The 12,444-nt window shown below is 74.9% G+C and carries 10 protein-coding genes and 1 pseudogene; 2 read left to right on the forward strand and 9 right to left on the reverse strand.

Going from position 1 to position 12,444, the window contains the following annotated elements:
- From DMH08_RS34970 to DMH08_RS35010, 9 genes and pseudogenes are all read right to left on the reverse strand, one after another.
- Positions 1–556: pseudogene (locus DMH08_RS34970) on the reverse strand (hypothetical protein); the annotation flags it as partial.
- A gap of 17 nt (positions 557–573) precedes the next feature.
- A complete protein-coding gene (locus tag DMH08_RS34975) occupies positions 574–1,866 on the reverse strand; it encodes an MCE family protein (protein ID WP_158642445.1) in 1,293 nt (430 codons plus the stop codon).
- The gene (locus tag DMH08_RS34980) at positions 1,863–2,852 is read right to left on the reverse strand and encodes an MCE family protein (protein ID WP_125620384.1); all 990 of its coding nucleotides are present in this window, start codon (positions 2,850–2,852) and stop codon (positions 1,863–1,865) included. The genes DMH08_RS34975 and DMH08_RS34980 overlap by 4 nt, the downstream gene beginning before the upstream one ends.
- A complete protein-coding gene (locus tag DMH08_RS34985) occupies positions 2,849–3,877 on the reverse strand; it encodes an MCE family protein (RefSeq protein WP_034519235.1) in 1,029 nt (342 codons plus the stop codon). The genes DMH08_RS34980 and DMH08_RS34985 overlap by 4 nt, the downstream gene beginning before the upstream one ends.
- Positions 3,874–4,911, reverse strand: a complete 1,038-nt coding sequence (locus DMH08_RS34990; protein WP_125620386.1) for an MlaD family protein — start codon at positions 4,909–4,911, stop codon at positions 3,874–3,876. Before DMH08_RS34990 ends, DMH08_RS34985 begins: the two co-directional genes overlap by 4 nt.
- Entirely contained in the window at positions 4,911–6,026 is a 1,116-nt protein-coding gene (locus DMH08_RS34995) for an MCE family protein (RefSeq protein ID WP_125620388.1), read from the reverse strand. Before DMH08_RS34995 ends, DMH08_RS34990 begins: the two co-directional genes overlap by 1 nt.
- Before the next feature lies 1 nt (position 6,027).
- Positions 6,028–7,050 (reverse strand): MlaD family protein, encoded by a 1,023-nt coding sequence (locus DMH08_RS35000; protein ID WP_125620389.1) that lies wholly within the window; start codon positions 7,048–7,050, stop codon positions 6,028–6,030.
- A complete protein-coding gene (locus DMH08_RS35005) occupies positions 7,047–7,913 on the reverse strand; it encodes an ABC transporter permease (protein WP_051301026.1) in 867 nt (288 codons plus the stop codon). Before DMH08_RS35005 ends, DMH08_RS35000 begins: the two co-directional genes overlap by 4 nt.
- Entirely contained in the window at positions 7,913–8,734 is an 822-nt protein-coding gene (locus DMH08_RS35010) for an MlaE family ABC transporter permease (protein WP_051301025.1), read from the reverse strand. Before DMH08_RS35010 ends, DMH08_RS35005 begins: the two co-directional genes overlap by 1 nt.
- Before the next feature lie 213 nt (positions 8,735–8,947).
- On the opposite strand from DMH08_RS35010, the gene DMH08_RS35015 reads away from it, so the two are divergent.
- Together DMH08_RS35015 and DMH08_RS35020 are read left to right on the forward strand one after the other, a co-directional pair.
- Entirely contained in the window at positions 8,948–11,608 is a 2,661-nt protein-coding gene (locus DMH08_RS35015; protein WP_125620391.1) for a LuxR C-terminal-related transcriptional regulator, read from the forward strand.
- A 3-nt stretch (positions 11,609–11,611) separates the two neighbouring features.
- Positions 11,612–12,444 (forward strand): alpha/beta fold hydrolase (locus tag DMH08_RS35020; protein ID WP_125620393.1); only part of this gene is annotated, 833 nt, incomplete at its 3' end.

The raw sequence follows: 12,444 nt of genomic DNA on the forward strand, positions 1-12,444 counted from the left end.
CCCGGACGCCCCACTTCCGCCCGCCCTTGGCAGCAGCACCACCGCCCGCCTTGCCGACCTCGCCCACACCCTTCGACGCCGACCCCGAGTCCGAATCCGAGCCCGAGTCCTTGGCGTCCGAGTCCTCGACGTCCGGCTCCGAGTCCGAGTCCGAGCCCGAGTCCTCGACGTCCGGCTTCGACTCCGAGTCCAAGTCCGAGCGCTTGGCGTCCGGCTTCGAGTCCTTGGCATCTCCGGCCGTGGCGTCTCCGGCTTTCCCGCCGGAGACGCCCACGTCCGAGCCATCCGCGCTCGCGGCCTTCGGGCCCCCGGCCTCGGCCTTCCCACCCGAGGTGCCCGCGTCCGGACCGTCCGACTTCGCGGCCTTTGTCGCCGAGCCCTCGGGGTCCCCGGCGGCCTCGGTCTTCTCGCCCGAGGTGTCCGTGTCGGTGTCGTCCGGGGTCGGGGCGGCGTCGGGCTTCGCGGGCTTGGTGGTCTCGGCGGTCGCGGGGGTTTCCGCGGGGTCGTTCGCAGCGGGGTCGCGGTCCGCCTCGGCGGGCTCGACGTCGTCCGACATCGGTGCCTCCCTCTCGGTCATTTCTGCTTGCGGATCCGCACGGCCCGCAGGGTGCGGGCGGCGACGGCGGCCAGGACGAGCGCGGCGGCCAGCGGCGGCCACAGCGGGAATCCGCCGCCGTCCGAGGACGGCTCGTCCCGCGCGTGCACGGGGCGCGCCGACATCGCGGGGTCGGCGCCGGGCGTGGAGCGGGCGCCGGGCGCGGTGCGCGCGGAGCCGTCGCGTTCGCCGGCGCCGCCGGCGCCGCCGGCGTCGCCGGACTGGGCGGCGGGCGGGGCGCACAGGGTGAGGTCGGGCGCCTGGGGCTTGGGCCGCGGGTCGGCGTACTCGGTGGGGGCCTCGTGGCCTGCGACGGTGATGACCGGGGCCACGCGGAGGTACGGGCCGGTGGCGTCGCGGGCGGTGATGTCGGTGACGAGGGCCTTCAGGGTCGGGACCATCTCGACGACGTGCCGGATCTTCGCGGAGTTCTGCGCGGTGAGGAGGGGCTCGGACGGGGTGGCGGCGGCGGTCAGCAGGCAGCCGAGGCCGGGGCGCGACCTGCGCAGCAGCTCGTTGACCTGGGCGAGGGCGCCGGGGCCCTCGTCGAGGGCGGTCTCCAGGTGCGCGCGGTTCTGCCGGAGCGTGGCGGTGACGGTCGCGAGGTCGTTGACGCCCGAGGCGATCGCGCCGCGGCGGCTCGCGAGGGTCGAGGTGAGGCGGGTGAGTTCGACCGCGAGGGCGTCGAGGGTGCCGGCGTCGGCGGCGAGGGTCTCGGTGAGCTGGTGGGTGTCGCCGATGATCGCGTTGATGGAGCCGCCGCGGCCCTCCAGGCCGGCGGCGGCCTCGTGGACGAGCGTCTGCGCGTCGCGGGGGTCGACGGCCTTGAGCGTCTCGCCGAGCCCGTGGAAGAGCTGCTGGTAGTCGACGGTCGACTCGGTGCGGGCCACCGGGATCCGGTCGCCGTCCCGCAGGTCCCGGCCGGCGGGACGGGCCGGGGGCGTGAGCTCGATGTACGGTTCGCCGATCGCGGACTTGCGCAGGACGCGCGCGCCGGCGCCCGCCGGAACGTCCGCCCCGCGGTCGAGGTCGAGGCGGACGTCGACGTGGCCGTCGCGGAGTTCGACGGCGCCGACGGTGCCGACGTGCACGCCGAGGTGCGTAACCTCCTGGTCGGCGCGGAGGCCGGGGGACGTCGCGAACTCGACGGTGACGTGGTACGGGCGTTCGAGGGCGTCGATGCTGATGATGCTGCGGAGCGCCCAGACGGCGAGGACGACGCCGAGGACGGCGAAGAACACCAGGTTGACGACGATGCGGGGCTGTTTCACGGGCGGGGTCCCATCAGGTGCCACGGCTGCCGCGCCTGCGTCTTCGCGGCGGTTCCGGGGTGCGGCAGGAAGCCCTTGATCCACAGGAAGAGGAGCGCCTGCCCGCTGTGCGACACGGACGGGCCGTCGAGGAACGCCAGGACGGCGTTCGCGAGGGCCTTGAGGTCCTCGCCGCCCCGGACGGCGGCGGCGAGGAGGTCGTCGGCGCGCCGGAGCAGGGTCGCGAGGCGCTGGGCGTGCTCGCTCTGGACGTTCGCGTTGAACGACGTCCCGAGCTTCGTCAGTTCCTGGACGGCCCGCTTCACCTGCGCCCGGTCGTTCTGGAGGCGTTCGGTGGCGAGCCGGATGTTGCCGGGCAGGTCGTCGATGTCCTCGCCGCCGGCGCGGAGCGAGTGCCCGAGTTTCGCGAGGTCGTCCATGGCGCGGCCGAGTTCGGCGCTGGCGGCGGCGTAGGAGTCGGACACGCCGGCGGCCTTCTTGATGAGCGTGTTGAGGCGCTGCCCCTTGCCGCCGAGGGCGGTCGCGGTCTCGCGGTTGATGGTCGAGATCTCCTGGCCGCCGAGGGCGGCGAGGAGCGGGCCGAGGCGGGCGCTGATCTGCTCCAGGTCCGGCTGGACGGACGTCCGCCCGATGGACGCGCCGGACGCGAGGAACGGTCCGGCGCTCGCGCCCGGGGGCGGCTGCAGGCGGACGTAGTTCTCGCCGAGCAGGGACGTCTTCGCGATCGCCGCCGTGGTCCCGACGGGCACCCGGACGTCGTCCTTGAGCGACATCGTGACCTCGGCCCGGCGGCCGGCGAGTTCGACGCCGACGACGGTGCCGACGCGGATGTCGGAGATCTGGACGCTGTGCCCGACGACGAGGCTCTGCACGTCGTCGAACTCGGCGGTGAGGCGCATGTCGCCCTGCGGCGCGCCGATGGTCTGCAGGGTGCATCCGCAGGCGGTGAGGAGCAGGACGAGCGCCAGTGCGGCCCGTGCGATCATCGCGGCCCCTCCGTGCAGTTCGCGAGGGCGGGCTGCCCTTCGAGGCAGGGGACCGTGCCCCAGCCCATCGCGTCGAACAGGGGCTGGAGCCACGCGCGGAGGGTGCCGTGGACGACGACGCGGATCGTCGCGACGTGGTTCTGCCGGTCCCAGGCGTCGACGGCGACGTCGGCGAACGTGCCGAGGGCGTCGATCGCCTGGTTGAGGGAGCCCGCGTTCGACTTGAGGGTCAGCACGATGTTCGACAGGTCGGAGACGGTGCCGGGCAGCGTCTCCTTGTAGGCGGTGACGATGACGCGGCTCTCGCGGATCGCGGCGGCGAGGCCCTGGATGAACGCGGTGAGCCGGGCGCGCTCCTCGGTGAGCGACCGGGAGACGGAGGAGAACGAGTCGATGAGTTCGCCGAGGCGCTTGTCGCGGGCGTTGAGTTCGGTGGCGAGGGTGCGCAGGCCGTCGGCGAGGGAGACGATGCGCTCGTCCTGCGCGGCGAGGTTCTCGGTGAGGTCGGCGGTGCCGCGCAGGGCGTCGTTGACGTCGCCGCCGCGGCCGCGCAGGTCGTCGGCGCCGCGGCCGACGGCGTCGCCGAGCTGCTTCGGGTCGATGGACTTGTTGAGCCGGGCGAACGCGGCGAGCGCGTCGTCGATCTCGACGGGCAGCTTCGTGCGCTCCTGCGGGATCACCATGCCGGACGGCGCCTTGGGCGCGCCGGGCTGCCAGGGCGGGTGCAGGACGACGAAGCGTTCGCCGAGCGCGTTCGCGGACGCGATGGCGGCGCGGGTGTCGCGGCGGACGGGGACCGACGCGTCGACCTCCAGGTCGACGCGGACCCGGTTCTCCTCGGTGCGGATGCCGACGACGCTGCCGGCGTCGGCGCCCATGATGCGGACGCGGGACTGCTCGTAGAGGGAGGTCGTCTTGGCGAAGTAGACGGTGAGGCGGTAGGTGCCGTCGTCGGGGGCGAGGGTGCAGCCGCCGGTGGCGGCGGTCAGGGCGAGCGCGGCGGCGGCCGCGGCGAGTCGTCTCATCGCCGTCCTCCGGTTCCTTCGGGCGCCGATTTCGCCAGTTCGGCGAGGTCCTTCGGGGAGAGCGGGCCGATGCCGCTGGCGAGGACGTCCAGCCAGGGGCCGCGGCCGCCGGTGGCGGACAGCCCGCTGAGGGTGGGCCCGGCCCAGGCGAGCAGTTCGTTGAAGTCGCCGGTGGTGGGCCGCAGGGTGCCGAGGGTGCGCTGGAGGTCGGCCATGACGGTCTCGAGCTGCTTCTGCTGCGTGTCGATGAGCCGCGTGAGCGTCGCGACCGTCCGCCCGCCGCTGCCGAGGAACGCCGACAGCTCGGTCTTGCGGCGTTCCAGTTCGTCCAGCATGAGCCGCACGTTGCTGAGGAGGGCGGAGAGCTGCTTCTCCTTGGTGCGGGCGAGGTCGAGGACGCGGTCGCCGTTGGTCAGCAGCTTCTCGATCTGCGGTTCGGACTCGTTGACGGTCCGGGCGAGGTCGGCGAGGTTGGTGAGGGTGCGGCTGAGCCGGCCCCGGTCGTCCGCGGACACCCCGTTCAGCTCGCCGAGGATCCGGTCGATGGACTCGGTGTCGAGCCGGGTGATCGTCTCGGTCGAGCGGTTCAGGACGTCGTTGATGGTGGCGGGCGTGCCGGTGCGTTCGAGGGGGACGCGGCGCCGGCCGTCCGGCAGGTCGGCCAGGTGGGGGGTGGTGACCGGGCCGGACAGCCGCAGGTAGCGGCCGCCGAGGACGCTGGCGACCTCGACGTCCGCGCGGGTCGCGGGCCCGAGGTCGACCTCGGCGTCGACCTCCCAGGTGACGAGGACGCGGCCCTTGCCCCAGTCCGGTTCGACGGCGGTGACCTCGCCCGCGCGGATCCCGGCGACCCGCACCTCGTCGCCGGCCTTCAGCCCGCCGGTCTCGGCGAACACCCCGGTGACGGTGTAGCGGTTGAGGAGCAGGCCCTCGGTGCCGATCAGGTAGACGGCGACGACGAGCGCGAGCAGGGTGCCGGACGACACGAGCCCGACGGTGATCCGGTTGCGGTCGCGGAGCGATCCGAGCGGCATCAGGCGCCTCCCACCAGCAGGGTGCGCAGCGCCCCCGCCGAGTCGATGCGGACCCGTCCGGTCGTCGCCGCCGGCTGCGTGCCCCCGGACGTCCCGGACGCCCCGGCCGTCCCGGGCTCGCGGGCGCCCGGCAGCCGCGTCGGGTACGGGCAGGGCGGCGCGGCGAGGCTGAGGCAGGGGATGGCGGCCTCCATGTAGGTGCCGTTGTCGGTGGCCGCGAAGATGTGCCGCAGCTTGGGCGACGCCGACTCCATCACCTGCGCCAGGGTCCCGACGTTGCGCCGGACGCCGCCGGTGAGCTGCGCCAGCCGGGCCACCACGGCGGACAGTTCGGCGCTGTTGCCGGTGAGGACCTGGTCGGACGTCCGCGCCATCGCGGCGAGCTCGACGAGGGCCTCGTCCACGAGGCGCCGGTTGTCGGCGAACGCCCCGCTGAGGTCGACGAGCCCGTCGACGGCCTGCCCGATCTGCTTGTCGCGGCGGGCGATGATCTCGCTGATGGCGGCGTAGTCGTCCAGCATCTGCTTGAGCGTGGCGCGGCGCGCGGCGATCGTGGACGACAGCCGGTCGACGTTCACGATCAGCCGGTCGATCTCCTCGGCGTTGCCGTTGAGGGCCTGCGCCAGCGACACCAGGACGGTGTTGACCTGCGTCGGGTCGATGCTCTCGGTGAGCGGCGCGAGCTGGTCGATGAGGGCGCCCGCGTCGACGACGGACCGGGTGCGGGTGATGTGCGCGCCGGGCCGCATCGGCTCGGGGCTCGTCCCGGGGATGAGGTAGACGACGCGGCTGCCCATCGCGTCGCGCCAGCGGATCGCGGCCTCGCTGTCGGACGGGACGGTCACCGTCTCGTTCACGTGCATCCGGACCCGGGCGCGGCCGTCGACGATCTTCAGTTCGTCGACCCGGCCCACCGGGGCGCCCGCGATCTTCACCTCGTCGCCGGCGGCGAGGCCGCTGGCGTCGTCGAAGGTGGCGGTCACCGTCCAGCCGTCGGTGAAGCTCAGCCGGGCGATCTGCGCGCCGATGAACGCGGTGAGCAGGCCGGTCACCGCCACGAACGCGACGAGCCGGACGAGCAGCCCGATGCGGGCGCGGGAGAGTCGCACCGCCATGTCAGTGGCCTCCCTGCGCCGGGCAGACCCCGACGATCAGCCGGCACGGGTCGGTCGGCAGGAGCCCCTGGGTGCGGATGTAGTTCTTGCCCTCGGGGCCGGCCAGCGACACCAGCTCCCCGTAGAGCGGGAGGAGCCGGTTGCCGGTGCGGACGGCGTCGCCGGCCAGGCCGAGCTGGGCGTACACGACGGCGGCGGCGCGCTCCCCGGAGCGGAACGCCTCGCCGAGCTGCCCGCCGCGCTTGCCGAACCCGTGCGCGACGACCCCGGACAGGTCGGAGATCTCGTCGGCGAACTCCCCGAGCCGGCCGGTGCCGCCCGCGGCGGTCTGCTCGATGAGCGTGTTGGCGTCGCCGTTGACGGCGACGAGGTCGTCGCCGGTGCCGGACGCGGCGAGCGTCCCGGTGAGCCCGGCGGCGTCGGTGAGGAACCGGCGGGCCTCGGCGCGGCGGCGGTGCGCGACGTCCGTCAGGACGGCCGCGTGGTCGATCGTGTCGCCGAGCCGCGCGCCCTGCCCGTTCAGTCCCCGCGCGAGGGTGTGGACGATCGTGGCGACCTCGGTGGGGTCGACGGCGCTGAGGGTGGCGTCGGCCTGGGCGAGCAGGTTCGACAGGTCCTGCGGGTCGGACGTCCGCTCGATCGTCGCGCCGGACGCCAGGAACGGGCCGCCGCGCTCGCCGGGGCCGGGGGTCAGCTCGACGAACTTCGGCCCGAACGCGGACGCGGGCTCGATCGACGCCGCCGCGGACGCCGGCACCCGGACGCCCGGGTCCAGCCGCAGGGTGAGCCGTGCGCGCCCGGCGCCGGTGAGCTCCATCCGCTCGACCGTCCCGACCGTCACGCCGCGGATCTTGACGGGCGCGCCGTCGCCGAGGCCCTGCCCGGCCGTGCCGAACACGGCGGTCAGCCGGGTGCCCTCGGCCTGGAACGGGCGGGTCACCAGCAGGTACACGCCGAGCGCGGTCAGCAGGACGGTCAGCAGCGAGATGAGCAGCGCCCGCCGGAGGGGAATGTCATGGTTCATCCGGTCAACCTCACGGTCGCTCCGTTGCCCCAGAAGACGTAGGAGAGCAGCAGGTTCAGCGTGACGATCGTGATGATCGACAGCCGGATCGCGCGGCCGGACGCCCGGCCCACGCCCGCCGGGCCGCCGCTGGCGTAGTAGCCGTAGTAGCAGTGGATCGTGATCACCGCGAAGGCGAACACCCCGACCTTGATCGCGCTGTAGACGAGGTCGATCGTCGGCAGGTACAGCGTGAAGTAGTAGTCGTAGACGCCCGGCGCGAGGTCGAAGAACTCGGTGCTGATCCACCGGGTGGAGAAGAAGCTCGCGAACAGGGCGATGAGGTAGAGCGGGACGAGCGCGATCAGCGCGGCGACCACGCGGGTGCAGACGAGGTAGGCGAACGAGCCGATGCCCATCACCTCGAGCGCGTCGATCTCCTCGGAGATCCGCATGGCGCCGAGCTCGGCGGTGAACGCCGACCCGCACTGCGCCGCGAGCGCCGTCGCGGCGATCACCGGGGTGATCTCGCGGACGTTCGCGAACGACCCGACGAGCCCCATGAACGACTCCGCGCCGATCGACTCCAGGCCGGTGTAGCCCTGGAGGCCGACCTCGGTGCCGACGAAGAACGCCATCGTGAAGATCACGAAGATCATGCCGCCGCCGACGACGGTGGCGCCGGCGCCGACGACGATGTCGCTGACGTGCCGGGCGACCGTCTTGGCGTACTTGCGGCGCAGGATCAGGTCGCGGACCGAGTACAGCAGCACCCGGTAGATGAACACCGGCCACTGCGCGAGGTCCCCGCCGCGCCGCAGCGCGGCGGACCCCGCCGACGTGATCCGGTCGGCGGTCCTGGGGGACAGGAGCGGCGCGGCCATCAGTGGGTGGGCGGGAACGCGACGAAGTACACCGTCGAGATCACGTAGTTGAGGGCGAACACGAGCATGAAGGCGACCACGATCGCCCGGTTGACGGCGCGTCCGACCCCGACGGGGCTGCCCGCGCAGTTCATTCCCATGTAGCAGGCGACGGCCGCGGCGATGAGGCCGAACAGCCACGACTTCAGCAGCGTGACGAGCAGGTCGGAGGTCTGCAGGAGCGACACGGCGCCGGCGAAGTACGCGCCGGGCGTGACGTCCTGGAGGAGCACGTTGAACACGAAGCCCCCCGCCGCCCCCGAGACGATCACCAGGGAGGCCAGCAGCATCGACACCAGGCTCGACGCCCACAGCCGGGGGGTGACGAGCCGGTGCACGGGGTTGACGGCCATCGACTCCATCGCCGACAGCTCGTCGCGGATCTTGCGGGCGCCCATGTCGGCGGTCATCGCCGAGCCGCCCGCGCCCGCGATGATCAGCGCGGCGGCGATCGGGGCGACCTCCCGGACCAGTCCGACGATCACCGCGCCGCCGGTGGACGACTGCGCGCCGAGCTGGGACGCGAGCTGCCCGACCTGGAGCGCGACCGTCGCGCCCAGCGGCAGCGACACCAGCATGACCGGCACGCTGGTGACGCGGGCGAGGAACCACGACTGCTCCGCGAACTCCCAGCCCCAGGTCCGCACGTCCCACGTGCGGCGCAGGCCCTCCAGCGCGATGACGAACAGTTCCCCGACCTCGCCGAGGAATCCCCGGATCCGCGCGGTGATCCCCGCCCTGAGCCGGGTCGTGAGACTCGCCGTGACCCGTGCCGTGACCATAGGCCGTCACCTCCTCAGCTCGTCCCGCCGCTTCTGGGAGCAGGCGCCACCTTAGCGACTTACTGACGCCCCGCCAATAAGTGGCCGCTTATTGACAATAACTATTGGCGATACGTCAGCACGAGGTCAGGCGGGGGCCGGCCGGGGCCCGTCCCGACGTCGCGACCCGACCCGGCGGCCGGGCCGCGCGGACGCCTCCTTACAGTGACGTCCGTGCTGTACGGCAGGTCGGCGGAGATCGGCGAACTCGACGAGGTGGTCGCGCGGGCGCGCGACGGGTCCGGCGGCGCGGTGCTGCTGCGCGGCGAGGCGGGCGCGGGCAAGACCGCGCTGCTCGACGCCGCCGCCGCGCGCGGCGGCGCGATGCGGGTGCTGCGGACCACCGGCGTCGAACCCGAGTCCGACCTCGCGTTCGCGGCGCTGCACCGGCTGCTGCTGCCCGTGGCCGACGGGCTCGACGCGCTGCCCGGCCCCCAGCGCGACGCGGTGCGCGCGGCCCTCGGGCTCGCCGCGGGCGGCGCCGGCGACCGCTTCCTCGTCGGCGCCGGAGTGTTCTCGCTGCTGGCCGAGGCCGCCGCGCCGGACGGGCTGCTCTGCGCCGTCGACGACCTCCAGTGGGTCGACCGGTCCTCCGCCGACGCGCTGCTGTTCGCCGCCCGCAGGCTGGCGACGGAACGCATCGCGATGCTGTTCGCCGTGCGCGGCGACGCCCCGGTCGCCGGGGTGCCCCGGACGGTGGACGTGCGCGGCCTGCCGGAGCCCGCGGCGGCCGCACTGCTCGCGTCCCGGCACGGCGGGCTCGCCCCCGGCGTCGCCCGCGAGCTCGTCGCGCTGACCCGCGCGAACCCCCTCGCGCTCCGCGAGATCGCGGACCTGCTGACGCCCGCGCAGCGCGCCGGGCGCGACCCGCTGCCCGACCCGCCGCCCGGCGGCGCCCGGCTCTTCGGCGACCGGGTCGCCGCGCTCTCCCCGCCCGCCCGGCTCGTCGCCCTGACCGCCGCCGTGGAAGCCGAACTCGACCACGTCCTGGCCGCCGCCGACCGGCTGCTCGACGCGGACGGCCGGGCCGCGCTCGCCGAACTCGAAGCCGCCGGACTGGCCGACGTCGCGGGGACGCGGGTGCGCTTCCGGCACCCGCTCGTCCGGTCCGCGGTGCACGAGGCGGCGGGCGGCGCGGAGGTCCGCCGGGTGCACGCCGTCCTGGCGGAGCTGACCGGCGGCGACCGCCGCGCCTGGCACCTGGCCGGGGCCGCCCTCGGCCGGGACGAACGGGTCGCCGCCGCGCTGACGGCCGCCGCCGACCGCGCCCGCGAGCGCGGCGGCTACGGCACCGCCGCCACCGCCCTCGCCCGGGCCGCCGAACTGACCCCCGAGCCGCACGCCCGCGCCGTCCGGCTGAAGGACGCCGCCGTCGCCGCGTGGCTCGGCGGCCGTCCGGGGCGGGCGGAGTCGCTGCTGGCCGAGGCGCGCGAGGAGGCCGGGGACGCGCTCGCCCCGCGGCTCGCCCGGCTCCGCGGCCGGTTCGAGCTGACCTCGGGCAACGCCGCCGAGGCCGTGCGGATCCTGTCCGCAGGGGACGACCTGGACACGCTCGCCGACGCCGTGGAGGCCGCCTCGTACGTCGGCGACACCGCCGCGATCGTCCGCCTCGCCCGGCGCGCCGCCGCGCACCCCGCCGGTTTCCTGCGGGACGCGGTCGTCGGGATCGGCCGCACGCTCGACGGCGACCCCGACGGCCCCGGCCTCCTGCGCCGGGCCCTGGCCCGCGCGGACGGCCTCGACGACGCGTCCGCGTACCTGTGGGCGACCGCCGCCGCCAGCGCCCTGCGCGAATGGGACCTGGCCGCCGACCTGGCCGCCAGGGCGGAGCGGGTCGCCCGGGTGTCGGGCATGACCGGGCAACTGCCGGTCGTGCTGGAGTTCGCCGCGACGGCCGAGCGCATCGCCGGACGTCCCGCCCGCAGCCGCGCGGTGTCCGAGGAGGCCCTCGCGCTGGCCCGCGAAGCGGGATACACCAACACGGTGGCCGCCCACCTGGCGAACCTCGCGGTGGTGGCGGCGCTGCGCGGCGAGGAGGAGACCTGCGAGCGGCACGCCCGCGACGCTCTCGCCATCGCGATCCCGCACCGGGTCGGGCTGCACGCCGGGGTGGCCGCGTACGCGCGCGCGATGCTCGACCTGTGCCTCGGCCGCCACGCCGCCGCCCACGACCGGTTCACCGCGCTCGCCGCCGCCGGGCCGGGCGCCGGGCACCCGACCGTCCTGTGGCGGTCGGCGCCCGACCGGATCGAGGCCGCCGCGGGCGCGGGCGACGCGGCCGCCGCACGCGCGGCCTTCGCCGCCTACGAGCGCTGGACCGAGCACGCCGCGACGCCCGAGTCCGGCGCCCTCCTCGCCCGCTGCCGGGGCCTGGTGGACGCGTCCGACGACGCGTTCGCCGAGGCGCTCCGCCTGCACACGAACCCGTTCGAGGCCGCCCGGACGGCCCTGCTGCTCGGCGAGCGCCTCCGCCGCGCGCACCGTCCGGCCGAGGCCCGCGCGCACCTGCGGGCGGCGTGGGAGACCTTCGAGCGGGCGGGCGCCCGGCCGTGGGCCCGCCGCGCGCAGGACGAGCTCCGCGCGGCGGGCGAGAGCGGGCACGCCCCACCCCCGGCCGTCCTCGACGCGCTGACGCCGCAGGAGCTACGCATCGCGGGCCTGGTCGCCGACGGGCTGTCGAGCAAGGAGATCGCCGCGCGGCTGTTCCTCAGCCCCCGCACCGTCGAGTACCACCTGTACAAGATCTACCCGAAGCTGGGCATCGGCTCCCGTACCGAACTGGCGCGACTGGTAGTTCTACAGAAGGCGCCCGCCGCCGCGCACGGCAAGCTCTGAGGCATGCAAAACGTGAACATCTGGAGCGAAGAGTTCGGCGCCGACACGGACGCGCCGATCCTGCTGATCATGGGTTCGATGTCGCAGGGCGTCCTGTGGCCGGACGAGTTCGTCGGCCTGCTCACCGCGGGCGGCCGCCGCGTCGTCCGCTACGACCACCGCGACACCGGCATGTCCGACACCGTCGACTTCGCCGCGAACCCGTACACGTGGGCCGACATCAAGGACGACGTCTACCGCGTGATGGACGCCCACGGCCTGGCGGGCGCGCACCTGGTCGGCCACTCGGCGGGCGGCATCCTCGCCCAGCTCATCGCGGTCGAACGCCCGGAGCGGGTGCGGTCGCTGACCGTCATCGCGTCCTCCCCGCTCGGCGGCGGCGAGGGCGAGGTGCTGCTGCGGGCCCTCACCGGGCAGCCGCAGCCGCCGGGGAGCCTGCCCGAGCCGACGCCCGAGTTCGTCGACCACTTCCGCGCCCTCATGACCGCGCCGCCCCCGGCCGACCGCCGCGCCCGCATCGACGCGATGATCGCCGAGCAGCGCGTCCTGCACGGCACCGGCCTCCCCTTCGACGAGGACGCCGCCCGCCGCCTCCAGGAACGCGTCCACGACCGCGCCCGCGACCTGTCCGCCGCCGCCAACCACCGCCTCGCCGCCGCGGCCGACCCCGCCTTCGAACCGGTCGACGCCCTGCACCGGGTGAAGGCCCCCACGCTCGTCATCGAGGGCACCCACGAGCCCGTCAAGCCGGGCCACGGCGCCGCGATCGCCGAACGCGTCCCGGGCGCCCGCCTGCTCACCCCGTCCGGCCTCGGCCACACCCTCCCGCCCGAGAC

The sequence above is a fragment of the Actinomadura sp. WAC 06369 genome, assembly GCF_003947565.1.
GTDB lineage: Bacteria > Actinomycetota > Actinomycetes > Streptosporangiales > Streptosporangiaceae > Spirillospora > Spirillospora rifamycini.